Annotated in this window: 25 protein-coding genes; 12 read left to right on the top strand and 13 right to left on the bottom strand. The window is 70.0% G+C overall.

Translation table 11 applies throughout. The annotated features are described in order from the left end of the window. Window positions 1–66 precede the first annotated feature (66 nt). The 4 genes from AC1U7O_RS16180 to AC1U7O_RS16195 all read right to left on the bottom strand — a co-directional run bounded on the left by AC1U7O_RS16180 (window position 67) and on the right by AC1U7O_RS16195 (window position 5,118). On the bottom strand, window positions 67–1,440 hold the full coding sequence (locus AC1U7O_RS16180) for a sigma-54-dependent transcriptional regulator (RefSeq protein ID WP_479895919.1): 1,374 nt from the start codon (window positions 1,438–1,440) through the stop codon (window positions 67–69). A 47-nt stretch (window positions 1,441–1,487) separates the two neighbouring features. Beyond that, window positions 1,488–3,827, bottom strand: a complete 2,340-nt coding sequence (locus tag AC1U7O_RS16185) for a sensor histidine kinase (protein ID WP_479895920.1) — start codon at window positions 3,825–3,827, stop codon at window positions 1,488–1,490. Beyond that, a complete protein-coding gene (locus tag AC1U7O_RS16190; protein ID WP_479895921.1) occupies window positions 3,827–4,633 on the bottom strand; it encodes a peptidase MA family metallohydrolase in 807 nt (268 codons plus the stop codon). Before AC1U7O_RS16190 ends, AC1U7O_RS16185 begins: the two co-directional genes overlap by 1 nt. A gap of 77 nt (window positions 4,634–4,710) precedes the next feature. After that, complete coding sequence (locus AC1U7O_RS16195; RefSeq protein ID WP_479895922.1) at window positions 4,711–5,118, bottom strand: DUF1844 domain-containing protein; 408 nt, start codon at window positions 5,116–5,118, stop codon at window positions 4,711–4,713. Between the two features lie 129 nt (window positions 5,119–5,247). Here AC1U7O_RS16195 and mazG point away from each other — a divergent pair, with 129 nt between their 5' ends. Both mazG and AC1U7O_RS16205 read left to right on the top strand, forming a co-directional pair. Further along, window positions 5,248–6,090 (top strand): nucleoside triphosphate pyrophosphohydrolase, encoded by an 843-nt coding sequence (gene mazG, locus AC1U7O_RS16200; protein ID WP_479895923.1) that lies wholly within the window; start codon window positions 5,248–5,250, stop codon window positions 6,088–6,090. Window positions 6,091–6,098: 8 nt separating this feature from the next. Further along, window positions 6,099–6,725 carry a hypothetical protein gene (locus tag AC1U7O_RS16205; protein ID WP_479895924.1) on the top strand — a complete coding sequence of 209 codons (627 nt, stop codon included), beginning with the start codon at window positions 6,099–6,101 and terminating at the stop codon, window positions 6,723–6,725. Between the two features lie 419 nt (window positions 6,726–7,144). Here AC1U7O_RS16205 and AC1U7O_RS16210 read toward each other — a convergent pair whose 3' ends face one another. The 8 genes from AC1U7O_RS16210 to AC1U7O_RS16245 all read right to left on the bottom strand — a co-directional run bounded on the left by AC1U7O_RS16210 (window position 7,145) and on the right by AC1U7O_RS16245 (window position 12,789). After that, complete coding sequence (locus AC1U7O_RS16210) at window positions 7,145–7,552, bottom strand: hypothetical protein (RefSeq protein WP_479895925.1); 408 nt, start codon at window positions 7,550–7,552, stop codon at window positions 7,145–7,147. A gap of 12 nt (window positions 7,553–7,564) precedes the next feature. Then, window positions 7,565–8,179, bottom strand: a complete 615-nt coding sequence (locus AC1U7O_RS16215; RefSeq protein ID WP_479895926.1) for a rhodanese-like domain-containing protein — start codon at window positions 8,177–8,179, stop codon at window positions 7,565–7,567. A 70-nt stretch (window positions 8,180–8,249) separates the two neighbouring features. Further along, complete coding sequence (gene hemG, locus AC1U7O_RS16220; protein ID WP_479895928.1) at window positions 8,250–9,695, bottom strand: protoporphyrinogen oxidase; 1,446 nt, start codon at window positions 9,693–9,695, stop codon at window positions 8,250–8,252. An 8-nt stretch (window positions 9,696–9,703) separates the two neighbouring features. Continuing rightward, complete coding sequence (hemH, locus tag AC1U7O_RS16225; RefSeq protein WP_479895929.1) at window positions 9,704–10,648, bottom strand: ferrochelatase; 945 nt, start codon at window positions 10,646–10,648, stop codon at window positions 9,704–9,706. Between the two features lie 93 nt (window positions 10,649–10,741). Further along, entirely contained in the window at window positions 10,742–11,776 is a 1,035-nt protein-coding gene (hemE, locus tag AC1U7O_RS16230) for a uroporphyrinogen decarboxylase (protein ID WP_479895930.1), read from the bottom strand. Between the two features lie 55 nt (window positions 11,777–11,831). After that, window positions 11,832–12,299, bottom strand: a complete 468-nt coding sequence (locus AC1U7O_RS16235; RefSeq protein ID WP_479895931.1) for a hypothetical protein — start codon at window positions 12,297–12,299, stop codon at window positions 11,832–11,834. A gap of 54 nt (window positions 12,300–12,353) precedes the next feature. Beyond that, window positions 12,354–12,557 (bottom strand): hypothetical protein, encoded by a 204-nt coding sequence (locus AC1U7O_RS16240; RefSeq protein ID WP_479895932.1) that lies wholly within the window; start codon window positions 12,555–12,557, stop codon window positions 12,354–12,356. Between the two features lie 55 nt (window positions 12,558–12,612). Beyond that, on the bottom strand, window positions 12,613–12,789 hold the full coding sequence (locus AC1U7O_RS16245) for a hypothetical protein (RefSeq protein ID WP_479895933.1): 177 nt from the start codon (window positions 12,787–12,789) through the stop codon (window positions 12,613–12,615). A 233-nt stretch (window positions 12,790–13,022) separates the two neighbouring features. On the opposite strand from AC1U7O_RS16245, the gene AC1U7O_RS16250 reads away from it, so the two are divergent. The 10 genes from AC1U7O_RS16250 to tenA all read left to right on the top strand — a co-directional run bounded on the left by AC1U7O_RS16250 (window position 13,023) and on the right by tenA (window position 23,609). Beyond that, a complete protein-coding gene (locus tag AC1U7O_RS16250; RefSeq protein ID WP_479895934.1) occupies window positions 13,023–13,334 on the top strand; it encodes an FmdB family zinc ribbon protein in 312 nt (103 codons plus the stop codon). A gap of 60 nt (window positions 13,335–13,394) precedes the next feature. Beyond that, window positions 13,395–14,219, top strand: coding sequence for a substrate-binding domain-containing protein (locus tag AC1U7O_RS16255; RefSeq protein WP_479895936.1), 825 nt, complete (start codon window positions 13,395–13,397; stop codon window positions 14,217–14,219). Window positions 14,220–14,256: 37 nt separating this feature from the next. Further along, window positions 14,257–14,772, top strand: a complete 516-nt coding sequence (locus tag AC1U7O_RS16260) for an IPT/TIG domain-containing protein (protein WP_479895937.1) — start codon at window positions 14,257–14,259, stop codon at window positions 14,770–14,772. Window positions 14,773–14,953: 181 nt separating this feature from the next. Beyond that, complete coding sequence (gene accC / locus AC1U7O_RS16265) at window positions 14,954–16,372, top strand: acetyl-CoA carboxylase biotin carboxylase subunit (protein WP_479895939.1); 1,419 nt, start codon at window positions 14,954–14,956, stop codon at window positions 16,370–16,372. A 150-nt stretch (window positions 16,373–16,522) separates the two neighbouring features. Further along, complete coding sequence (gene oadA / locus AC1U7O_RS16270; protein WP_479896067.1) at window positions 16,523–18,340, top strand: sodium-extruding oxaloacetate decarboxylase subunit alpha; 1,818 nt, start codon at window positions 16,523–16,525, stop codon at window positions 18,338–18,340. Between the two features lie 2 nt (window positions 18,341–18,342). Next, entirely contained in the window at window positions 18,343–19,281 is a 939-nt protein-coding gene (locus AC1U7O_RS16275; protein ID WP_479895941.1) for an alpha/beta fold hydrolase, read from the top strand. A 62-nt stretch (window positions 19,282–19,343) separates the two neighbouring features. Next, window positions 19,344–20,003 (top strand): thiol peroxidase, encoded by a 660-nt coding sequence (tpx, locus tag AC1U7O_RS16280; RefSeq protein WP_479895943.1) that lies wholly within the window; start codon window positions 19,344–19,346, stop codon window positions 20,001–20,003. An 84-nt stretch (window positions 20,004–20,087) separates the two neighbouring features. Then, window positions 20,088–21,527: a Si-specific NAD(P)(+) transhydrogenase gene (gene sthA, locus AC1U7O_RS16285; protein WP_479895945.1), complete on the top strand. Its 1,440-nt coding sequence runs from the start codon at window positions 20,088–20,090 to the stop codon at window positions 21,525–21,527. A 15-nt stretch (window positions 21,528–21,542) separates the two neighbouring features. Continuing rightward, window positions 21,543–22,934 (top strand): Si-specific NAD(P)(+) transhydrogenase, encoded by a 1,392-nt coding sequence (gene sthA, locus AC1U7O_RS16290; RefSeq protein ID WP_479895946.1) that lies wholly within the window; start codon window positions 21,543–21,545, stop codon window positions 22,932–22,934. A gap of 6 nt (window positions 22,935–22,940) precedes the next feature. Next, window positions 22,941–23,609, top strand: a complete 669-nt coding sequence (gene tenA, locus AC1U7O_RS16295) for a thiaminase II (protein ID WP_479895948.1) — start codon at window positions 22,941–22,943, stop codon at window positions 23,607–23,609. 356 nt (window positions 23,610–23,965) lie between these two features. Here the strand turns inward: tenA and AC1U7O_RS16300 are convergent, their stop codons facing one another. After that, window positions 23,966–24,493 carry an ester cyclase gene (locus AC1U7O_RS16300; RefSeq protein ID WP_479895950.1) on the bottom strand — a complete coding sequence of 176 codons (528 nt, stop codon included), beginning with the start codon at window positions 24,491–24,493 and terminating at the stop codon, window positions 23,966–23,968. Window positions 24,494–24,780: the final 287 nt, after the last annotated feature.

The following is a 24,780-nucleotide window of genomic DNA, read 5'->3' on the forward strand; positions in this document are numbered from 1 at the left end:
CACGGAGGCGAGGCTTACAGCAGATCCGCACGGCTCCGGCCTTGAGCGACGACCGGCCGGCCCGGCTCACCCTTCCGGCCGCAGCTCGATGCTCAGCAGCTTGATCTTCCGGTGCAGGTGACTCCGTTCGATCTTGAGGTCGTCGGCCGTCCGGGAGACGTTCCAGCCGTGCTCGCGGAGCTTGCGGGAGATGTACTCGCGCTCGAAGGCGTTGCGCGCGTCGCGGAGGGACTCGAAGCTCTTCGCCGTCAGGGGGCTCACCGACGCGGCGGGGGGCCTGGCCTGCAGGAACAGCCCCACGTGCGTCGCGGCGATCACCTGCCCCGGCGCCATGATCATGAGCCGCTCGACGAGGTTCCGCAGCTCCCGGATGTTGCCCGGCCAGTCGTAGGCCCGCAGCGCCTCTAGCGCCTCGGGCGCGATGTCCTTCACCTTCAACCCCTGCTCCTCCGCGTTCACCCGGAGAAAGTGCCGGACCAGCAGCGGGATGTCCTCGCGGCGCTCGCGCAGCGGCGGCACCGTGATCGGCAGCACGTTCAGGCGGTAGAACAGGTCGTCGCGGAAATTGCCCTTCTCGATCTCCTTCGGCAGGTCCTTGTTCGAGGCCGCGATTACGCGCACGTCCACCTTGATGACCTTCGTCCCGCCCACGCGCGTGAACTGCTGCTCCTGGAGTGCCCGCAGCACCTTGGCCTGGGTGTTGAGGCTCATGTCGCCGATCTCGTCGAGGAACAGCGTCCCGCCGTCCGCCAGCTCGAACTGCCCGCGCTTCATCGCCGTGGCGCCGCTGAAGGCACCCCGCTCGTGGCCGAACAGCTCGCTCTCGATCAGCGTGTCCTGGATGGCCGCGCAGTTCACGGCCACGAAGGGCTTGTCGCGCCGCGGGCTCTGCATGTGGATCGCCCGCGCCACCAGTTCCTTGCCCGTGCCGTTCTCGCCCGAGATCAGCACGCGGCCGCTGGTCGGGCCCGCCGTCGCGATGATCTGCCGGAGCTGCTGCATCGCCGGCGAGGTCCCCACGAGCTCGAACTGGCGCTCGACCTTGGTCCGCAGGCTGAGGTTTTCTTCCTGCAGGCGGTGCTGGTCGAGCGCGTGCCGGACGCGCAGCGTGACGTTTTCCAACGAGAGCGGCTTTTCGATGTAGTCGTAGGCGCCCAGCTTGACGGCCTTCACCGCCGTCTCGATGGAGCCGTGGCCGGACATCATGACGACCTGGACGCGGGGCGCGAGTTCCCGCAGGCGCTTGAGCGTCTCCAAGCCGTCCATTTCCGGCATCCAGATGTCGAGCAGGACCAGGTCCGGCGGCTCGCCCGACACCAGCTTCAGCGCCTCGGCGCCGCTCTTGCACGTCGTCACCTCGTAGCCCTCGTCCTCCAGGATCTTCCCCAGCGAATTGAGGATCCCCGGCTCGTCGTCCACGATCAGAATCGTCTCAGCCATTCCGCTCCTCGTTCGTCGTCGCCCGTCGCCCGCGCGTCGTCAGGACCTCACGCTGGCAACTCGAGCGTGAACACCGCGCCTTTGGGCTGGTTGTTGGCCGCCCGGATCTGGCCCTCGTGGTCCGTCACGATCCGCTGGACGATGGCGAGGCCGAGCCCCGTTCCCGTCCGCTTGCGCGAGAAGTACGGCATGAACAGCTTTTCCTCGTCCTCGGGGTTGATGCCGATGCCCTCGTCGGCCACGCTGACGACCGCCCGGCGCCGCTTGGTGTCGTACTGGCTGGTCACCCAGACGCGGCCCTTCTGGTTCATCGCCTGCACCGCGTTGTCGAACAGGTTGACGAACACCCGCTTCATCTGCTCCCGGTCGATGTTCAGCGGCGGCAGGGCCTCGTCCAGGTTGCAGATGATCTCGACATCCCGGTGCGCGCCACCGTAGAGCGCGACCACCTCGCGGATAACGTCGTGCAGCGACTGGCGGGTGAGCTGCGGCGCGGGCATCCGGGCGAACTTGGAGAACTCGTCCACCATGCGCTTGAGGCTGTTCACCTCGTTGATGATGACCTCGGTGGCCTCGTCGAAGATGCCCTCGAAGTCCGGCGACTTCTCGAAGAACTTCTTCCGCAGCCGCTGCGCCGAGAGCTGGATCGGGGTCAGCGGGTTCTTGATCTCGTGCGCGATGCGCTGCGCCACCTCCTGCCAGGCCGCCACCTTCTGGGCCTTGATGAGCTCGGTCAGATCCTCGAAGACGAGCACGAAGCCCAGGTCGCGGCCGGCCTCGTTACGCATCCGCGAGACGCTGAGCCCGATCGTCAGATACTTGCCCTGGACGTCCATCACCCCCTCCAACGAGAGGGTCTCCAGTCCCTCGGCCGAGACCCGGTCGTAGGCGGTCTGGAAGAGGTCGAGCCCGAACTCCTTGAAGACCTCGTGCACCGGACGGCCGCGCACCCGGTCGCCCCAGACGCCCAGGATCCGCTCCGCCGAGGGGTTGAACGTGGTGATGACGCCGCCGCGGTCCACGGACAGCAGGCCGGAGGCGATCGTGTCCACCACGGCCTCGGTGTAGGCGCGCCGCGCGTCCAGCTCCAGGTTGGACTGACGCAGCTCGATGTTGGCGGCCTCCAGCTTGGAGTTGCTGGTCCGCAGGTCCGTCGTCATCCGATTGAAGGAATCCACCAGCACGCCGATCTCGTCCGTGGCCTTCACGTCGATCTTCACGTTCAGGTCGCCCTGGGCGATCGCTTCCGTCGCTTCGGCGAGGCGCTGGATGGGCACGGTGATGCCGCGCGCGACGTAGAAGCCGAACCAGGTGGCGCTGAACAGGATCAGGACCGTGATGACGGCCACGAACAGGTACGCGCCGGCCTTGATCGGGTTCTTCATCGCCTTCACTTCGCGGTACTCCGTGTACTGCCGCGCGATGCCCTCCATCTTGGCCAGCAGCGACTCCGGCACGTAGGCGTCCACGACGACGACCCCGTCCACCGCGCCGCCGACCACGTTGGACGCAATCGGCACCCCCACCCGGATGAGGCGGCCGTTCCGCGCCTCCTGCACGGAGGTCAGCTCCTGGCGGCTCTTGAGCACCTGGAGCACGAGCTGGCCGCTCGGCAGGTCGAGCACCTGGCTCGGCACCTCCGGGTCCACCGCGCGCGCGAGCGTCTCCAGCTTGAACGAAAAGACCTCGACGCCCGCCAGTCCGTGCTCCGTCCGCTTGCGGGCCATGGCGGCGGTCAGCAGCTCGCGCTGCTCGGGAATCAGCAGGTCCTCGCGGAAGATCTCGCGGCTGATCGCGCGGGCGCTGTTGACGGCCAGCTCCACCAGGCCCTCGTGGTGCATCCGGGCCACCTCGTGCGAGTCCTGGAGCACCTGCTCGACCTGCTCGTTGAACCAGACGTCCACCGCCTTGTTGACGAGCCCGCTGGCGACGAAGGCCAGCAGCACGGTCGGGATCAGCGAGAAGCCGATGAAGGCCGCCACCAGCTTCGTCCGGAAGCCGGCCCCGATCAGCCGGTGCCGCCGCTCGAAGTAGGCCTTGATCAGGCTGCGCGACAGCAGGAGCGTCAGCACGACCAGCCCGATCATGTCCAGGTTGATGAGGAGCAGGACCAGCGCGTAGCTGGGGCTCGGCAGGAAGGAGTCAGCCCCGGCTCCGGCGGGCGGCGCGTGCTGCGAGTAGTACAGCGTCAGCGCGAGGCAGGGCACGAGCAGGAGCAGGACGATCCAGACCGGCCGCAGGTGGAGCCGCCGGCGCTCCGGCTCGCTCACCGCGTCCATGACGGGCGGCGCCGGCTCCCGGCCGCCGTTGGCCGCCGGCGCGGGCCGCTTCGCGACGGGAGGCCGCGCGGGAGCGGCGGGCTCGGCCGATGGAGGACGATCGGGCATCACAGTCCCCCCGGCCCCTCGGCGCGCCACGCGGCGTCGAAGTCCTCGTAGCGCTCGCCCAGCGCCCGTTCGAAGGCACGGCTCACGTCCGGCTCGCCGGCCAGCGCCGCCAACAGCCGCCGCACGCCGCTCAAGCCGTGGCGGCGGATCAGCGCGAGCGTCGCGGCATAGCTCTCGGCGTAGGCTACCCGCGCCGGGCCGGGCGCCAGGCCGAGGAAGCTCCCGTGCAGGCTCGCGAGCGGTGCGATGGCCCCCCCATGGCGCGCCAGGACTTCGCTCCAGACCCCGGTGCCGCCGCCCTCCAGGCAGAGCGCCAGGCCCTCGTCGAGCCAGGCCGGCGCATGGCCGCCGCTCAGCCGATGCACCACGGCGTGTGCCACCTCGTGCTTGAGCGAACGGTCCGTCGCCGCGACCGCCGCGCCCATCGGTAGGTGGATGCTCCCGTCGAACAGCCCGCCCGCCCAGCCGGGGCTTCCCGTCCTGGCGGGGAAGAGGTCATCCGGATGGACGTGGACGGTCAGCCGGCCGCCCGCCGCGGAGAGCAGCCGCCGCTCGACCGAGCGCGAGGCCTGCTCCAGCCGGTCGGCCAGGCGGCGGATCGCCGCTCGATCCGCCTCGCGCGGGAACAGCAGCACGAAGCGCGCGCTGTACAGCCGGTCCGGCGCCTCGATCGGCTCGGACGTCGCCCCGACGGGCCAGCCCGCCAGGACCACGGCCGCAAGCGCGGCCGCGAGCCGCGCGCGGCGCGCCGCGGACGCGCCACGGGCCCGAACGTTGTCGGCCGACTGTCCGGTGACGGCGCTCATCCGGTCTGTGGAAGGGAGGGACGCGGCGGACGGCGGATCGGGACGCGGGCGGAAGAGCACCGGTGATCGGGGACGGCTCAAGAGGGACCGGCCTGCGGCTTGCCCGACGCCAGGCTCACGTACTTCATCCGCAACGCGTACAGCATGTCCTCCAGCACCCCCCGTTCCTCGGAGGTCAGGTTGCCCTTCGTCTTCTCTTCCAGCATGGAGAGGATCTCGATGATCTCCTTCGCCTGGGCGAGGTTGACCGGCGGGCGCGGCTGCGCGGGGTCGAGCTGCTCGCCCATGAACATCAGCGCGGAGGTGCCGAGCGAAAAGACCAGGGAGGAAAAGGTCACGGGCGGGGCGGTCTCGGAGGCCTGCTGGGGGGCGGACCCGGCGGCGCGCGTCGTCGCGGGGCCGCCGATGTCGCCCGCGGTCTCCCCTTCGGATCCACGCCCGCGGCGGTCACGGATTTCAAAGCCCTTCGGTTCTTCTGCGCCCATGAGCCGCGCGCTCCTGCCTGTGAGACCGCGCGTAACCTATCATATTCGTTGGGGCCGCGCAACCGCGAGACGATTGAGTCGGCCCGTGGAATCGGGGTATAGTGGGCCGCCTTCACGGGAGGATCGCGCGTGTCGGACCGACTCCAGCGGGTGGTCGAGCTCATGGCCCGGCTCCGGGCGCCGGACGGCTGCCCCTGGGACCGCAAGCAGACCCACGACTCGCTCAAGCCCTACCTGCTGGAGGAAGCCTACGAGGCGCTGGAAGCCCTCGACCGCGGCGACGAGGCCGGCCTGAAGGAAGAGCTGGGCGACGTCCTGCTGCAGGTCCTCTTTCACGCGCAGATCGCCGCGGAGCGCGGCGCCTTCACGATCGAGGACGTGGCCGACCGGCTCGGCGAGAAGCTGGTCGGCCGGCACCCCCACGTCTTCGGCCCCCGCGGCGAGGGCGGCCCGGCCGGCGCCGAGGAGGTGGTCGCCCGCTGGGAAGAGATCAAGCGCGACGAGCGCCGCCGGGACGGTCGCGCGGCGTCCGCGCTGGACGGCGTGCCGAAGACGCTCCCGGCGCTGCTGCGGGCCTACCAGGTGCAGGCGCGCGCCTCGCGCGTGGGGTTCGACTGGACCAAGGGCGAGGAGGTGCTGGCCAAGGTCGAGGAGGAGGTCCTGGAGCTGCGCGACGCCCTGGCCCGCGACGCCCAAGGGGACACTGGCGGGCGCCGGGCTCCCGGCGACCGCGTCGAGGCGGAGCTCGGCGACATTCTGTTTTCGCTGGTCAACCTCGCCCGCTTCCTCCGCGTGAACCCGGAGGAGGCGCTCCGCAAGGCGACGAACCGGTTCGTCGAGCGGTTCCTCTTCATCGAGGCGGCGGCGGCCAAGGCCGGCCGGAAGGTCGAGGAGCTCGGACATCCGGAGATGGATGAACTGTGGGAAGCGGCCAAGCGGCGCGAAGCGGCCGGCGCCGGGCCGGTGTCGTAGGAGGCGGCGTGAGCGCGGAGCGGCAGGAGCAGCATCCCTACCAGGAGGGCAAGCGCGCCGGCGTGCATCCGGCGCTGGTCGTCTTCGGCGTGATCGCCGGCCTGTGGATCTTCATCTGGGCCATCGTGCCCAGCTCCAAGTCCCAGCGCCAGCAGCAGGGACTCCCGGACCCGGCCCGCGACGCCGTCACGGCGGACGAGGCGCCGGTCATGTTCCGGGTGGGCGCGGCGGTGCCGGAGGCGAACGCGGTCGGCCTCATCGTGCCGGAGCAGGCGACCGCCAGCCAGATCGCGGGCCTGCTCACCCGCCTTAAGGAGGCGCGGCGGGACAACAAGCTCGGCTCGCTCCTGCCGCCCACCACGCCGGGCCACCAGCTCGGCGACCACGCGATCGCCCGCGTGTACATCTTCTCCTCGGCCAAGTACGCGACGCCGGAGGCCATCAAGGTCCTCGCCCGCGGCGCCCACGCCCCCGGCGCCCTCTACCCCGACGCCATTCCCTTCGAGGAGGCGATGGAGCAGGTCCGCGGCTACTACCAGCTTGACTTGCGCGACGCCGGGCACCCCGAGCTGGCGTCCATCGGCTTCGCGGACGAATCGGGCGTCCACTCGACGGGCTACAAGCGCGTCTTCTGACCCCCCGTTCCCTCACCGCCGGCCGGAGGCGGCGGGGAACCACGCCCCCCGCCGGCCCGCTCGACAACCAGGAGGTCAGGACGGAAGTCACCCCCGCAAAGAAGGGGCTGGACGCCTCTGCCTGGGGCCCGCTCGCGGCTCCTGGAACGGCGGCCGGCCCGCATTGACGCTTTCTTTATGAACAGTATATTCCCAGGGGACGAGCGTCACCTAAGTGAAGTCCTTATGACCACAGGATCTTGGGGGTAGAGCGAGCCGGCCCACAATGCCTAAAAGATAGGCAAGTTGGTCGGCTGGGCCTGAGACCTGGGGATCAGCCCGCAATTCAAGACTTGTCCACAGGGCTGTCCACAGAACCTGGGGGTCGGGAAAGAAGCGAGAATCGGGTGGTTGGGCGTGCGGTTGGCGGGCCGTCGGGCTCAGATCCCGACCGTCTTTTTGATCTCTTCGCGGAGGGCGTCTTTGGACGCCTGCATCCAGGCGTCGAGGGGGGCGAAGTGGAGGCTCAAGGGGCCGACGAAGGGCTTGATGATCACGTCGTTGCGCTCGTCGAACATCCCCGCTTCGTTGGCGATGTCGAGCTTGCGGTCCGCGATGCGGCGGACCAAGATCTGGGTCACGCGGAGCTGCTGTCCGGGAGAGCCGCCGCTTACGCCCAGGATCTTCGTCTTGAGGTAGTCCAGCTCGTCCTGGATGCTCACCTTGACCCGGACGGCGTTCGGCGTCGGCCAGGTCGGCCGCTGGACGATGTAATCATAGGAGAAGGCTGGCTCCTTCGGCTCGCGATAGGGACCGGTCACGTTCAGCACGGAAAAGGGCTTGGCCATGGGGCTGTCCGCTCACCGGGAGGGGGCGGGTTTCCGCAAGGACTCGATCGGGATCAACGGCGTCGGAGCCCCTTCGCCCTCGGTCGGACCGCGCCAGTCCCCGAGCCCGCCCTTCAGGTTGAACAGATTCGCATAGCCGCGCCGGCCCAGGAATTCGCAGGCGGAGCGGCTGCGCTCCCCGCCCTCGCAGTAGACGATGATCCGTTCCACCGTCTTGGGCACCTCCCGCTCGTACCGCGATTCCAGCTCCTCGAAGGGCAGCAGCCTGGCCCCGGGAATCCGTCGCGCGGCATGCTCCCTCGGCGTCCGCACGTCCAGCAGGAGGACCGCGTCGTTCCGGCCGTCGGCCTGCTCCATCGCCCGCCTGACCTCCTCGGCCGAGAGGTCCCGGTACAGCCGCCCGTCCAGGATCATGTCGCGCGGCGGGCGGCCGCCCTCCGCCACGGTCGCCAAGTGGAGCCGGAGCGGCTCGACCATCTCCTTCATCTCGACCGACAGCCGCCTGAGCCTCGTCTCGGCGTCGTACTGGTCCCGCTTCAACTGGTCCACGGTCTCCACCAGCCGGGCCGACCGCCGCAGCGCGATGACCGCGACGATCAGCGCGAGCGCTGCAATGCCCCAGACCATCAACCCCTTCTATCCTCCCTGCAGGCCCGCCGGGGGGCCGCCCATATATATCGAGAGGAGCGGAGCGGGGTCAAGGCTTCGCCGCTCCCGCCAGGACGGCGGCCGCGGTGTCCGCCGCGTCCCTGATACAGTCGGGCACACCGACGCCGCGGTAGGCGGCGCCCGTCAACCGCAGGGCCGGATGGTCGGCCAGGGCCCGCTCCAGCCGCGCCAGCCGCTCCAGGTGCCCGAGCGTGTACTGCGGCAGGGCCCGGTCCCACTTGTAGGCCCGCGCGCAGGCCGGCTCCGCGGCGAGGCCGACGAGCCGCCGCAGCTCCTCGCGCGCGAGGCCGATCAGGTCCGCGCCGTCCCCGCGCAGCGCCTCCTCGCGACCCAGGCCGCCGAGGTAGCACCGGACGAGGGTCCGGCCCTCCGGCGCGCGATGCGGCCACTTCAAGGACGACCAGGTGGCCGCGATCAGGCTCCGACGCTCCACGCGCGGCACGACGAACCCGAAGCCCCGCACCGTGTTCCGGACCGACGCGGTCTCGTAGGCGAGCGACACGGTCGCCGTCGAGGCATAGGGAATCTGCCTGAGCAGGGCCGCGGCCCGGGGCTCCAGCGAGTCGAGCAGGTCGGCGGACGCGAAGGCGGGCGTGGCGAGCACGACGGCGTCGGCCCGGAGGGGCGGTCCCTCGGCCGGCCGCAGCTCGTAGGCGGTCCGGCCGCCCGCGCCCGGCCGCCCGTGCAGCCCCACGACGCGACAGCCGGTCTTCATCTCGACGCCCATGGCCTTGACCCGCTCCGCCAGGGCGCAGACGAGCTCGCCCATCCCCCCGCGCAGGGAGAGGAACATCGTGCGGGCCGGCGCGCCGGGCGTGGGGGGCGGCGCCGCGGCCCGGGCGGCCAGCATCCCGCGGATCAGGCTGCCGTACCGGCGCTCCAGCTCCAGGAAGCGCGGGAAGGTCGCCTTCAGGCTGATCTGCTCCGCGTCGCCGGCGTAGATGCCCGCCATGAGCGGCTCCACCACCCGCTCGAAGGCCTCGCGCCCGAGCCGCCGACGGAAGAACGAGGCGAGGGATTCGTCGGCCTCGTCCCGTCGCGCCGGGAGCACGAGGTCGAGCCCCATCCGCGCCAGGCCCGGCCAGGAAATCAACCCGCTCCGTACGAAGGGGCCGAGCCGCGTCGGCACGATCAGCACGAGCCCCTCGGGCAGCACCCGCAGCCGGCCGCGGGAATAGACGAACGTCTGCTTGTGGCGCTCGTCGGTGTTGATGACGCGATCGGCCAGGCCGAGTTTCGCGATGAGCTCCAGCGCCCAGGGTTTCTGCGACAGGAAGGAGTCCGGGCCGCCTTCGATGAGAAAGTCGCCGACCCGTTCCGTGACGATCTTCCCGCCCCACGCCGACGAGGATTCGAGCAGGGTGCAGGCGAGCGGGAGGCCCGTCGCGGCGGCCCGCTCCGCCAGGAAAAAGGCGGTGGACAGCCCCGCGATGCCTCCGCCGACGACGACGACCTGGGCGGGAGAACGGGCCACGGACCGGCCTACCCGACCGGGGAAGCCAGGTGCGCTTCCAGGACGGAGGCGAGGGTGTCCACGAGGCGGGGGCTCGCGTTCAGCATGGGGGTGCGCTCCAGGCTGAGGCCGAGCGACCGGGCGACTTCCTTGAAGTGGATGTCCACGTCGTAGAGGATCTCGACGTGGTCGGAGAGGAACCCGATCGGCGCGACGAGCACCTCCGCGCGTCCTTCGCGGCTCAGCTCCTCGAGCACGGACTCCACGGTCGGCCCCAGCCAGGGCTCCGACGTCTTCGCCTGGCTCTGGTAGGCGAAGCGCGTCGTCGCCGGCCCGAGCCGCCCGCGGACCGCCTCGACCGTCGCGCGCACTTCCTCCGGGTAAGGGTCGCCGGTTTCGAGGACGCGCGCGGGCAGGCTGTGGGCGGTAAAGAGGATGGTCGCACAGCCCCGCGCCTCGGCGGGGAACCGCTCGAGCCCCGTCGCGATCGCGTCGGCGAAGGCGTCCGCCAGGCCGGGATGGCGGGCCCAGGTCTTGACGAGGGACAGGGGCGTCTCGTCGCGCAGCTCCGCCCGCGCCTCCTGGAGCTTCTTGAGGTAGGCGCCGACGCTCAGCTCCGAATAGTGCGGGGCCATGCAGAGCGCGATCACCCGCTCGGGGAAATCGTCCAGCAGCTCCGCGTAGGCCGTCTTGATGGAGGGCCGCCAGTGCCGCAGCCCCACGTAGACGCGGTAGCGCTCGCCGCCGGGGCCGTTGAGCTTCTGCTCCAGCTTGCGGGCGACCTCGCGCGTGATGCCCAGCACGGGCGACTTGCCGCCGGTCAGCCGGTACCGCTCGCGGATCTCCTCCACGAACTCCGGGGGCATGGGCCGCCCGCCGCGCACCTCGGCGAGGTAGGGCTCGACGTCCTCCAGCCGCTCCGGCCCGCCCAGCGCCATCAGGAGAATCGCGATCGGTCGTTGGGGTCCCGGCATGATTCCACCGCGTGACACGTGACCGGCAAGACGCGAAACGGACAGGACCGGCTCCGTCTCACGTCCGACGTCTCACGCCTCACGCCTCACGTTTCACGCCCTTCCGCGCTGACTGAGCGTGTGGACGAAGTCGATCGTCGCCGCGACGTGGTCCACCGGCGTGTTCGGCAGGATGCCGTGACCGAGGTTGAAGATGTGCCCGGGCCGGCCGCCGGCGCGCCGGAGGATGTCCGCCACCCGACGCTCGATCTCGGCCGGCGGCGCGAACAGGGCCACCGGGTCGAGGTTGCCCTGCACCGCGACGTCGCGGCCGACCGCGGCCCAGGCCTCGTCCAGATGCATGCGCCAGTCCACCCCGATCACGTCCCCGCCCGCCTCCCGCATCAGGGGCAGCAACGCCCCGGTGCCGGTGCCGAAGTGGATGAGCGGCACGCCTTCGCCCGCGAGCCCCTCGAAGATCAGCCGGACGTGCGGCTGGACGTACTCGGCGTAGTCGCCCGGCGAGAGGCACCCGACCCAACTGTCGAAGAGCTGGACGGCCTGGGCGCCGGCGCGGATTTGCATGCGAAGGTAGCCGGTCACCGTCCGGGCCAGCTTATCCATCAGCCGATGCCAGGTTTCCGGCTCGCCGTACATGAGCTGCTTCGTCCGCAGGTAATGACGGGAGCCGCCGCCCTCGATCATGTAGCTCGCCAGCGTGAAGGGCGCGCCGGCGAACCCGATCAGCGGCACGCGCCCGGCCAGCGCCTTGCGGGCGAGCCGGACGGCCTGGCCGACGAAGCCGAGCTCCTCCGGGTCCGGGACGCGCAGCCGCTCCACGGCCGCGCGGTCGCGCACGGGATTCTGGATGACCGGCCCCTCCCCCTCCTCGAAGGAAAAACGAACGCCCATCGGGTCCAGCGGGAGCAGGATGTCGGCGAAGATGATCGCCGCGTCGAGGGGAAAACGGTCGACGGGCTGGAGCGTGACCTCGGCGGCGAGCTCCGGCGTGCGGCAGACCTCCAGGATGGAGTGCGCGGCCCGGACCGCCCGGTATTCCTTCATATAGCGGCCGGCCTGCCGCATGAACCACACCGGCGTGCAGTCCACGGGCTCCCGGCGACAGGCCTTGAGAAACCGATCGTTCATGGGTGGCGGCATTCTAGCAGGATGGAGAAACCGTTCGCCAGCGGCGGTCCCGCGCTCACGCCCAGTCCGACTCGGCCCGATCCCGCGTGGACCGGAAGCAGGATGCCAGCGCGGCGCGGATCCGCCGGCTCTCCTCGTCCAGCGCGGCGGCCTCCTCGTCGCCCAGGATCCGGGCATCGACCGGCTTGAGCTCGATGCGGTAATGGTTCTTCCGGATGGAGAACCACTCGATGTAGGGATGCGGCGCGAGCATCGGATGAGGATCGAAGGAGATCAGGCTGACCTCGCCGACCTGCGGAATCTCGAAGTCGCCCAGCACCTGCCCGGCCACGTCCTCGTCCTCGAAGGCGCTGTTCTCGAAGCGGAAGGCCTTGCCCGCCAACTCGCCCTTGCAATCTCCGCGCAGGTAGACGTCCACCTCGCCCAGGACCGCGAAACTGATCCGTCCGACCACGCTGCCCGGCACGCGGTTGTCGAGGTAGCCGGACTTCACCCACCGGGCGTTACCGAACTTCTGCGCCATCGGTCGGCCCCCTCCCCGGCGCGACGACGCCGCCCGCTGCGGCGGCCGGCCCCGTCACGGCTTGCAGAGCGGGCATTTCTTCTGGAAGGTGGCGCCCGACTGTTCCATCGCCGCCAGCGCGCGCTCCTTGTCGGGATAGTCGAACCACCCGCCTTCCCAGAAGTCCGTCCGGACGACGTTCGACGGCACCTCCGAGCAGCGCTCGCGGTGCAGCATGGCGCGGTCGATCGAGCGTGCGATGTGAACCCAGTACACCATAATTAGGGAAACGACGAGGCGGCGACGATCGAACGGGATCGGGCTGACCGGGGCGTTACGGGAGGAGCTGCCATTCGTCCTTTTCGATGAACACCCGCTGACCGGACTCCAGTTTCTTGACGTCGTCCTTCTCGAAAATGCGCAGGTACCGCTCGATCCGGTCCGGATCGTCGATCCGCTCTTCCTGCATGAGCCCGCTGGACAGCTTGTACTTACGGACCAACACCGGCATACGACTCCTCCTTAGCCCCGTTCCGTTCCGACTGCCGCCCGAGGCCGGCGCGGCCCTCCGCGCTCCGGCCAAGGGGGGCTACCTTACCCGATGCCGTGCGGCGGGGTCAAGGGCGGCGCGGGCCCACGCGCCCCGCGCCGCCGGGCAGTCGCATCGGACCGGCCGCTTCGGCTATAATCCCCCCAAGGAGCGGGTTCGCCCGCACGGAGGATTTCCCGCCAAGGAGACCGGCCATGCCGATGTACGAGTACCGCTGCGAAGGCTGCGAGGCCCGGTTCGAGGTGATGCAGCCCCTCAGCTTCCGGCCCGAGGACACCGTCTGCCCCCACTGCCGGGCGCGGAAGGCCACGCGGCTGATGTCCATGTTCGCCTCCAAGATCGTCGGGGACCACAAGCCCGGCTTCAAGGAGATGAAGGCCTACGGCATGCTCAACGAGCGCATGGACAAGCTCCGCAAGCTGCCTCCCATCGTCGGCAAGCGGGCGGACATCAAGCCCAACGTCGTCATCGGCGACGGCAGCGGACCGACGCCCGGGCAGGTCTGAGGCGACGGGCGACGACGGCCCGCTCCGCGAGCGACGGACCCACGACCCAGGAGGATCGCCTTGTACGGCAGACTCATCGGTGTGACCCTGCTGCTCCTCACCGCATTCGGCGCGCCCGGCGCCCGCGCCGGCGAGGCCTCCGGGAACCTGCTCATCGCCGGCAACGGCCCGGAGATGCCGACGATCGAGCGGCTGGCCCGGGCCTTCGAGAAGGCCAATCCCCGCGCCTACGTGGACATCCAATGGCAGGAGCACCTGAAGCCCGTGGAGATGGTGAAGGCGGGCCAGGCGGACATCGCGGTGACCGGCCGCGAGGAACCGGGCCTGAAGGCCGTCCAGATCGGCTGGGACGGCATCGCGGTCATGGTCAACCTGTCGAACCACACGAAGGAGGTCACGAAGGAACAGGTGTCCGACATCTTCACCGGCAAGGTGCGGACCTGGGCGGACCTCGGAGGCCCCGAGACGCGCATCCTCCTGATCGACCGCCCCAAGAACCGCAACCTCCGCGACGCCTTCGAGCAGTACCTGGGCATCGCCGGCAAGATTCCCGACTCGGCCAAGGTCATCGGGCCGGACGACAAGGCGATCAAGACGGTCGCCGGCACGCTCCCGCCCCTCTCCGCGGTCACCTACATCTCCCTCGGCGCGGCCCGCGAGGCGGTCAGCTCCGGGGTGGCCGTGCGGCTCCTCCCCGTGGACAAGGTCGAGCCCGAGGAACCCACCGTCCGCGACGGGCGGTACAAGCTCCGCCGCCCCCTCCTGCTCGTGACGGCCCAGACGCCGAGCCCCGTCGCCGACGCCTTCATCCAGTTCGCCCTCTCGCCCGAGGGCCAGCGGCTCGTGGACGAACTTTATACTCCCGTGGTGGACGGCCAGAAATAATCGCACCATCCGTACTCACCGGTCCGAAGGAGGCGTTATGGGTCCGCATTCTTACGCGTTCATCGTCGCGACGATCGTCTTGAGCCTCGTCCTGGCCGGCCCCGTGAGGGCCGCCGAGCCGGCCCAGCCCGGCGAGCCGCCCGCCCCCGCCCCACCGACGGGGACGTCCGCCGCTCCCGACGCCGGCAGCAACGTGGAGGGGTCGGGGTTCAGCCTGTTCGACACGGAGTCCATCAAGGGCTTCGACGAATCCAAGGTCCAGAAGGACCCCGTCTGCGACCGCAGCAAGCGGCCCCGCATCCTGAAGGTGGAGCCCGACGAGGTGAAGCCCGGCGACAGGGTCGTGATCAAGGGCGAGAACTTCGGAACCAAGGAGTGCCTCCACAGCGTCACCTTCAGCTCCGCCGCCGGCGCGAAGGTGGACTTCACGTACGTCAACGACAGCACGATCGAGGCGGTCGTCCCCGAGGGCCGGAGCGGCATGAGCTTCGTCGTGGTCGTCTCCGGCAGCGGCAGCGCCCAGTCCAAAGGCGTCCTGATCAAGAGCAAGTAGGCGGAGCGGCCGGGGCGGGGGCCGGGGCGCGGTTCCGCCCCCGGCCCCCGCCGCCTCCCGCTCCCGAGTCCCCCTCCGGCAGGCTCGACAACTCCGCGGAGCCTGTGCTACCTTACCGCCTTCCGGCCGCCCGCCGGCGCCACGACCGCCATCTCGGGACCGAACCCAGGCACGTCCGGCCATGTTCAAGAAGATCCTGGTCGCCAACCGCGGCGAGATCGCCATGCGCGTCATCCGCGCCTGCCGCGAGTTGAACGTGGCCACGGCCGCCATCTACGCCGAGCAGGATTCCACGGGCATCTACGTCAAGAAGGCGGACGAGGCCTACCTCGTCGGTCCGGGCCCGGTGAAGGGTTTCCTGGACATGGAGCAGATCGTCGGCCTGGCCAAGCGGATCGAGGCCGACGCCATCCATCCCGGCTACGGCTTCCTCTCGGAGAACGACGCCTTCGCCCAGCTCTGCCACGACTCGGGGATCACCTTCATCGGGCCCTCGCCCCGGGCCATCCGGCTGCTGGGCGACAAGATCCAGGCGCGCGAGCTGGCCAAACAGGTCGGCGTGCCCATCGTGCCGGGCACGGCGGGCGCGGTGACGGACGTGGACGAAGCCCGCGCCTTCTGCCGGGAGGTCGGTTTTCCCGTCATCATCAAGGCCAGCGCGGGCGGCGGCGGCCGAGGCCTCCGGGTCGTCCGCTCCGAGGCGGAGCTGGCGGTCGGCATGGAGACGGCCGCGCGCGAGGCGCAGTCCGCCTTCGGCGACGGCAGCGTCTTCATCGAGAAGTACATCGAGCGGCCGCATCACATCGAGTTCCAGCTCCTGGCCGACCGGCACGGGCACATCATCCACCTGGGGGAGCGCGACTGCTCGATCCAGCGACGGCACCAGAAGCTCATCGAGATCGCGCCCTCCCTCATCCTGACGCCGCGCCTGCGCGCGGAGATGGGCGAGGCCGCCGTCGCCCTGGCGCGCGCCGTGCACTACGACAACGCGGGCACGGCCGAGTTCCTCCTGGACCAGGCGGGACGCTACTACTTCATCGAGATGAACCCTCGCATCCAGGTCGAGCACACGGTCACGGAGCAGATCACCGCCGTGGACATCGTCCGCTCCCAGATCGCGATCGCGGCCGGCGAACCCCTGGGCATCAGCCAGGAGGACGTGACGCTGCAGGGGTACGCCATCCAGTGCCGGATCAACGCGGAGGACCCCCGGAACGACTTCCGGCCCGCCACGGGCACGGTCACGGCCTACCTCTCGCCGGGGGGCATCGGCGTGCGGATCGACGGCGCCGTGTACAAGGACTACACCGTGCCGCCCTACTACGACGCGCTGCTGGCGAAGCTCACCGTGCGGGGCCGCACGTGGGAGGAGACGGTCAGCCGGATGCACCGCTCGCTGGAGGAATACGTGCTGCGGGGCGTCCCGACGACGATCCCCTTCATGAAGCGCATCATGGAGGACCCGGACTTCCGCGCGGGGCGGTTCGACACTGCCTACTTGGAGAGCCATCCGGACCTGTTCGACTACGAGTCCACCATCGACCCGGAGGACCTGGTGCTGGCCCTGTCCGCGGCCATCGCCTGCTACGAGGGTCTGTAGGGACCGCGCATGGCGAGAAAGACGCTGAAGACCCGCGCGAAGAAGACGGCGCCCAAGCCGAAAGCGAGGGCCGCGGCCCCCGCCCGCAAGCGGCCCGTCAAGCCCGCCCATCCGCTGGAGTGGGTGGAGGACGCGCCGGCCAAGCGGCTGATGATCACCGACGTCGCCCTGCGCGACGGGCACCAGTCGCTGCTCGCCACCCGCATGCGCACGGAGGACATGCTGCCCATCGCCGCGAAGCTCGACGCGGTGGGCTACTGGTCGCTGGAGGTCTGGGGCGGCGCCACCTACGACACCTGCCTGCGCTACCTCAAGGAGGACCCCTGGGAGCGGCTGCGCGCGCTGCGGGCGGCCATGCCCAACACGAAGCTCCAGATGCTCCTGCGCGGCCAGAACATCGTCGGCTACCGCCACTACGCGGACGACGTGCTGGAACGCTTCATCGAGCGCTCCGCCGCCAACGGCATCGACGTCTTCCGCATCTTCGACGCGCTGAACGACGTACGGAACATGGAGCGGGCCATCCGCGAGGTGCGGGCCCAGGGCAAGCACGTCCAGGCGGCCCTCTGCTACACGGTCAGCCCCGTGCACAGCCTGGACCGCTTCGTGGACCTGGCCCGGCAGCTCGAGGACCTCGGCGCCGACACGATCTGCATCAAGGACATGGCGGGCCTGCTCGCCCCCTTCGACGCCTACCAGCTCGTCCGCCGGCTGAAGGAGGCGGTGCGGGTGCCGATCCAGCTCCATTCCCACTACACTTCCGGGATGGCCTCCATGTCGGCGCTGATGGCGATCCGCGCCGGGCTCGACCACCTGGACACCGCGATCTCGCCGCTGGCCGGCGGGACCTCCCATCCGCCGACCGAGACCATGGTGGCCGCGCTGCGCGGCACCCCCTACGACACGGGCCTGACGCTGGAGCCGCTCGCCCCGATCGCCGAGCATTTCCGGAAGGTCCGGAAGAAGTACCATCAGTTCGAGAGCGACTACACGGGCATCGACGCGGAGATCCTCGCCTCGCAGATTCCGGGCGGCATGCTCTCGAACCTCGCGGCCCAGCTCGCCGAGCAGAAGGCGCTGGACCGGATGAAGCAGGTCCTGGAGGAGGTGCCCCAGGTGCGCAAGGACATGGGGTACCCCCCGCTCGTGACGCCCAGCAGCCAGATCGTCGGCACGCAGGCGACGCTGAACGTGCTCACCGGCGAGCGCTACAAGGTCATCACCAACGAGACGAAGAACTACTTTTTGGGCCTCTACGGCCGCCCGCCGGGCCCGCTGAACCCCGAGGTCCTGGCGCGGGCGATCGGCGACGAGCAGCCGATCACCGGCCGGCCCGCCGACCGCCTCGACCCCGAGCTCGCCAAGGCCCAGGCGGAGCTGGGCGGCAAGGCGAGCGTCGAGGACGCCCTGTCGCTCGTCCTGTTTCCCGCCGCGGCCCGGCAATACTTCGAGGAGCGGGCGAGCGGCCAGCTCAAGCCGGAGGCCCTGGAGCCGCCGCCGGAGAGCGGCCCGGCCGTGGCCCACGAGCTGCACCTCGCCCCGGTCGAGTTCAACGTCACCGTGCACGGCGAGTCCTACCACGTGCAGGTGGAGGGCTCGGGGCGCAAGACCGACGGCCGCAAGCCCTACTACATCCGCGTCAACAACAAGCTCCAGGAAGTCTACCTGGAGCCGATCGAGGAAGTGCTGGCCGGCGTCCCCGAGCCGGCGGACAGCGGCAAGAAGGCCGCGCCCAAACGGCCCAGGCCCACGAAGCCGGGCGACGTGGCACCGCCGATGCCGGGCCGCGTCGTCAAGGTGCTCGTCGCCCGGGGCGATCAGGTGAAGCAGGGCGACCCGGTGCTGATCATCGAGGCCATGAAGATGGAAAGCCGCGTCCCCGCCCCGATCGCCGGCCGCGTCGTCGAGGTGCTGGTGGCCGCGGGCGACGACGTCAAGACCGACGAGACCCTGATCCGTCTGGAGTGACCGTGCGGCGGCCGTCCGCGTCCCCGCTCCGGCCCGCGCTCCTCCTCATGTGCCTCCTCGCCGGCTGCGCCGCCTCCCCCGACCCGCCGTCCCGGTTCGACCGGATCGAGCCCCTGCCCGTCAAGACCGTCGTGGTCGGCGGCCACCGCCTGGCCTATCTCGACCGCGGCGAGGGCCCGCCGGTCATCCTGCTCCACGGCCTGGGCGGGGCCATGTGGCACTGGGAGCACCAGCAGGACGCGCTCGCCGCCGGCCGCCGCGTGATCACGCTCGACCTGCTCGGCTCCGGCTTCTCGGACAAGCCGGACCTCGACTACACGCCGCAGGAGGTCATCGACTCCTTCCGCGGCTTCCTGGACGCGCTCGCGATCCCGCGCGCCTCGCTCGTCGGCAACTCGATGGGCGCCGGGCTGGCCGTCGCCATGGCCCTCTCCCATCCGGAGCGGGTGGACCGCCTCGTGCTCATCGCCGGCTTCCCCGACCGCGTCCGCGAGCGGCTGACGAGCCCGCTCTTCCGGCGGGCCGTGGACTCCCGCGTCCCGATCTGGCTGGCGCAGCTCGGCAACTGGTTCGCGGGCCGAGGGACGACCCGACACATCCTGGAGGAGATCGTCTACGACCCCTCGCTCATCACGCCGCTCGTCGTCGAGCGGTCTTACCGCACCCGGCGGGACTGGGGCTTCCTCGCGCCGACGCTCAAGATGACCCGCAACCTCGCCCTGTGGGAGGAGGGCTTCGCGAAGCGCCTGGGCGAGGTCCGGCACCCGACCCTCATCATCTGGGGCGCGGAGGACCGGCTCTTCCCGCCCCAGGTGGGCCGGGACCTCCAGGCCCTGATCGCCGGCTCCCGCCTCGAGGTCATCCCGCAGGCCGGCCACCTGCCCCAGTGGGAACGGCCGGACCTCGTCAACCCGCTCCTCGCTTCATTTCTGCATCCTTGACAGCCCCGCCCCCCGCCGGTATTCTCGGCCCGTATAGTCGACTCTTCATCGCGGAGGCCAGCATGCCGGACACGATGCTCCGTACCACGAAGCCGGTTTTCCCCCTGCTCCTGCTCCTGGCAGCCGCCGGTTGCGCCGGACCCGGCGCCGACGGCAAGGCCGCCTTCGCCTACGACGACGGTCTGGCGGTGGCCAAGGGCAGCGCGGCCGCGGGGGACGGGCAGACCGTCCTGTTCCAGGGCAAGCCCCTCGCGCTCGCCGGGACGGGCGTGAAGGTCGGCGACCGGCTGCGCGACGTCCGGGTCGCCGCGACCGATCTCTCGCTGGTCAACATCGCCGAGGGCAAGGGCAAGGTCCGGATCATCAGCATCGTGCCCTCCTTAGACACCAAGGTCTGCGAGCAGCAGACCCACTACCTGAGCGAAAAGAACGGCGGCCTGGACCGGGACGTCGAACTCGTCACGGTGAGCGTGGACACTCCCTTCGCGCAGAAGCGCTTCGCCAAGGAGGCGGGCATCGCGAACATCACTTTCCTGTCCGACTACCGGGGCGGCGACTTCGGGAAGGCCCACGGGCTGCTCGTCGAGGGCCCGCACATCCTCGCCCGCACCGTGATGGTGGTGGACAAGGACAACGTCATCCGGTACCTGCAGATCACCCCCGAGCTCGCGCAGATGCCGGACATGGAGTCGGCCTTCCGGGCCGCCAAGGCGCTGCTGTAGCGGAGGCCCTGTCGGGTCACGGGCATCGGTTCACGGAGCCCCGACACGGACCGCTGACGACCGGCGACTGATCACGCAGCCATCATGGCCCACTACGACCTGCTCGTGATCGGAACCGGACCCGCCGGCCAAAAGGCGGCCATCCAGGCCGCCAAGCTCGGCAAGAAGGTCGGGATCATCGAGCGCAAGGAGGTGGTCGGCGGCGTCTGCATCAACACCGGCACCATCCCCAGCAAGTCCCTCCGCGAGGCCGTCCTCTACCTCTCCGGCTTCCACCAGCGCAGCCTCTATGGCCAGTCCTACCGCGTCAAGCAGGACGTCACGATGGAGGACCTGGCCTTCCGCTGCAACCACGTCGTCAAGCGCGAGATCGAGATCATCCAGAACCAGATGTCCCGCAACCGGGTGGACATGATCTTCGGCGCCGCGCGCTTCGAGGGCCCCCATCGGCTCGCGGTCGTGCAGGCCCGCGGCACGGTCGAGCACACGGCGGACTTCATCGTCATCGCGGTCGGCACGGAACCGGCCCGCCCCGGGCACATCCCCTTCGACGGGACCTCCGTCATCGACACGGACGGCCTCCTGGCGCTCAAGGTCCTGCCCACGTCGCTCACGATCGTCGGCGGCGGCGTGATCGGCTGCGAGTACGCCTCGATCCTCGCGACCATGGGCGTCCAGGTCGTCCTGATCGAGCGGCGCCCCCGCCTCCTGGAGTTCGTGGACACCGAGATCATCGAGGCGCTCCAGTACCACATGCGGAGCATCGGCGTGACCCTGCGCTTCAACGAGGAGGTCGTGGCCGTCGAAAAATCGGGCGAGGGGCGGGCGACGGTCCGGCTCAAGAGCGGGAAGGTCGTCTCCGCCGCCACCCTGCTGTATTCGGTGGGCCGGGTCGGCGCGACCGCCGACCTGAACCTGGAGGCGATCGGCCTCCGGCCCGACGAGCGCGGTCGGCTCGCCGTGAACGAGAACTTCCAAACGGCGGTCCCGCACGTCTACGCCGCCGGCGACGTCGTCGGCTTTCCCGCCCTGGCCTCGACCTCCATGCAGCAGGGCCGCCACGCGGCCTGCCACGCCTTCGGCATCCCCTGCCGGACCGAGACCCGGCTGCTGCCCTTCGGCATCTATTCGATCCCGGAGATCTCCATGGTCGGGCCGAGCGAGGACGACCTGACCAAGGCGGGCATCCCCTACGAGGTCGGCATCGCGCGCTACCGGGAGATCGCGCGGGGACAGCTCATCGGCGACGAGTCCGGCATGCTCAAGCTGCTCTTCCACCTCAAGACGCGCGAGCTGCTCGCGGTGCACGCCATCGGCGACGGGGCCACGGAGCTGATCCACATCGGCCAGGCCGTCCTCGCCTACCATGGGAAGATCGACTACTTCGTGGACACGGTCTTCAACTACCCGACGCTGGCGGAATGCTACAAGGTCGCCGCCCTGGCGGGGATCAACCGGCTGCCGCGCGCCTACCTGCCGGAGGGGCTGCTGGACCAGGACCCGCAGCCGCCGGCCTCGTCCTGACGGAGGCGGGAGCCCATGATGCCGTACGACCTGCTCGTGATCGGCAGCGGACCCGCCGGCCAGAAGGCGGCGATCCAGGCCGCGAAGCTGGGCAAGCGCGTCGCGCTCGTCGAGAAGGAGCGGGCCGTCGGCGGGGCCTCCGTCAACACCGGCACGCTGCCCTCCAAGACGCTCAAGGACGTCATCTACCACCTGCACGGCTTCAAGCAGCGCGCCTTCACCGACGTCTCCTGCTCCCTGCGGAAGGCCGTCACGTTCCGCGAGCTGATGCGGCGCAAGGACCGGGTCATCGCGCAGGAGGTGGAGATCGTCTCCCACCAGCTCGATCGCAACGAGGTGGACGTCGTGCACGGCGCCGGCGCCTTCGTGGACCGGCACACGGTCCGCGTCACCCCGCGCCACGGACAGGTCACGCTGCTGCGGGGCGAGCACATCGTCATCGCCACCGGCTCGCGCCCGCGCCGCGCCGCCGACATCCCCTTCGACGAGCGCACGATCTGCGACTCCGACGCGATCCTCTCCACCGAGGCCATCCCCAAGAGCATCACGGTGATGGGCGGCGGCGTCATCGGCTGCGAGTACGCCTCGATGTTCGCCGCCTTCGGCATCCAGGTCACGCTCGTGGACCGGCGCAAGGAGCTGCTGCGGTTCGTGGACCAGGAGATCGCCCAGGCGCTGGTCCACCACATGCGGGAGAACGGGATGGTCACGCGGCTGGGGGAGGAGATCGCCGGCGTCGAGACCGACGCGCGCGGGCGCGCGGTCGTCTCGTTCAAGAGCGGCAAGAAGGTCGTCTCCGACATGCTGCTCTACGCGATGGGCCGCATCGCCAACACGGACACCCTGAACCTGGAGGCCGCCGGGCTCTCCGCCGACCCCCAGGGCCAGATCACGGTCAACGAGCACTACCAGACGCTGGTCCCGCACATCTACGCGGTTGGCGACGTCATCGGCTTTCCCGCCCTGGCCTCGACCTCCATGGAGCAGGGCCGCCTGGCTGCCTGCCACGCCTTCCACGTGCCCCAGCCCGCCCTCCCCAAGATCATGCCCTACGGCATCTACACGATCCCCGAGATCTCCACGGTGGGCAAGAACGAGGAGGAGCTGACCGAAGCCGGCACCCCCTACGAGGTCGGCCGGGCCCGCTACCGGGAAATCGCGCGCGGGCAGATCGTCGGCGACCTGGACGGCCTGCTCAAGCTCGTCTTCCACCGGGAGACGCGGGCGCTGCTGGGGGTCCACATCATCGGCGAGGGGGCCACGGAGCTGATCCACATCGGCCAGGCCGTGCTGACCTACGGCGGCCAGGCGGACTTCTTCGTCCACAACGTCTTCAACTACCCCACCCTGGCGGAGTGCTACCGGACGGCCGCGCTGGACGGCCTGAACCGGCTGGCCGCGTCCTGAGCCCCCATGTCGTTCTGCGACGCGCTTCGGAAGAAGGCCATGCCGATCTGGGACGCGCAGCTCCGGCATCCCTTCGTGGTCGCGCTGGGGCGCGGCACCCTGCCCGAGCGCAAGTTCCGCTACTACATCCTGCAGGACGCGCGCTTCCTGGGCGAGCTGGCGCGGGTGTTCTCGGCGGCGGCGCAGCGGGCGCCGGAGTCGGAGTCGGCGCTCCGGTTCATCAAGCTGGCCGAGGAAACGATCACGGTGGAGCGGAGCCTGCACGAGCGGTACGGGGCGCGTTGGCGGATGACGCCGGCCGAGATGCAGGCGGTGCCGATGGCGCCGACGACCCACGCCTACACGCGCCACATGCTGGCGGTGGCGGCGAGCGGCACGGCGGCGGAGATCGCGGTCGTGGCGCTGCCCTGCGCGTGGATCTACTGCGTGGTCGGGAAGCATCTGTTGCGGAAGGGCCCGCCTGAGCCGGGGCATCGCTACCGGGACTGGCTGCTGCTGTACGGATCGCCCGAGTTCGCGGCGGTGCAGCGGTGGATGCGGGCGCGGGTGGACGAGTGGGCCAAGGCGGCGGGGGCGGCGGAGCGCCGGCGGATGGAGGAAGCCTTCGTGATCAGCTCGCGCTACGAGTGGATGTTCTGGGAAATGGCCTGGACGGAGGAGCGGTGGCCGGTATAGGTCGGTCGTGGCGGCCAAGGCCGGGAGGCGCTCTCCGCTCGAAGCCCCAGAGCGCCGAGAGCTCCCCCGCCCCACGATTTCCTTGGACACCGATGTGGGGCATACCGCCCCCACGTGATGGAGGTGTCCATGGCGAAGTCGAAGGCGGAGCGCGGCCGCTTCTCCTCGCGCAAGCAGGTTGACGCTGGGCTGCGGGCAGGCGGGCCCCTTGGCCCCGAGCCGGGCTCAGCGCACCTTGGGACCGCGGTCCCACGAGGGGACGATCACCGCCGACGCGGCCCGCAGGTCGGGCTGAATACGGCATGAACCGTCTCCAAAACATCGGGGGCGGTACAGACGCACGCCCTCGCCGCCGATCACAGCCCCCGCGGGGGCAGCTTCGGGTTGAGCACCCGGCGGGCGCCTTCGGCGCCGATCACGGGCAGTCGGGCGGGGTTGAGGAGCCCGATCTGGACGAGGACGCTCGCCTGGTCCCAGTAGATGTGCTCGTGGGTGATCTTGCCGTCCTTGATCCCGACGATGACCGCGAAGGCAGCTTCGACTCGCTTGCCCGTGGGGGGCACGCCGGGAAGCATCCAGTCGATCGTCTTGGTGTGGGTAAAGCTGATGACGATTTCGTCCACGATCTGATCGGTCCCGATGGTGCGCGAGACGTTCACCATCTTGACGTCGGGGGGAAAGAATTTTCCGACGAGGTAATCCCGGTAGAACTCACGAACCCCTTGGGCGCCGACCCCGCCCATCATGGTCGGGACATTGTGCAGATGGGGGCTGTTCGACATGGTCGCCATCGTCGTGTCGAGGTCGCCGTCCAGCTCGGCCTTGACATGACGGTCCAAGAGATCGCTCATGGCCTGCTGGGCGGCGGTCAATCGGCCTGTCATGGATCATCCTCCTTCCGGCTCGCGCGCCGCGCGCTGGTGACGCTGATCGCTTCCCGTTCAATCGTTTCGACATCCAAACGGAAGGGCGGGCCCGGCGGAGCGCCGCCTCGGTGGGAATGATGAGACGCGAGGGCGGAGGCCAGGTGGGCGATGTGCTCGGGAGTGCGGCGGTAGACGATGTCCAGGTCCTGCGTCAGCCTGGCCGATCCATGCGCTGTGGCCGCGGCCCCACCGATGAGGATGAATTCGACCTGGTGCTGGACAAGGCGGCGGGGCATGGCGCCCCC

It is taken from the genome of Candidatus Nitrospira neuquenensis, from assembly GCF_979578155.1.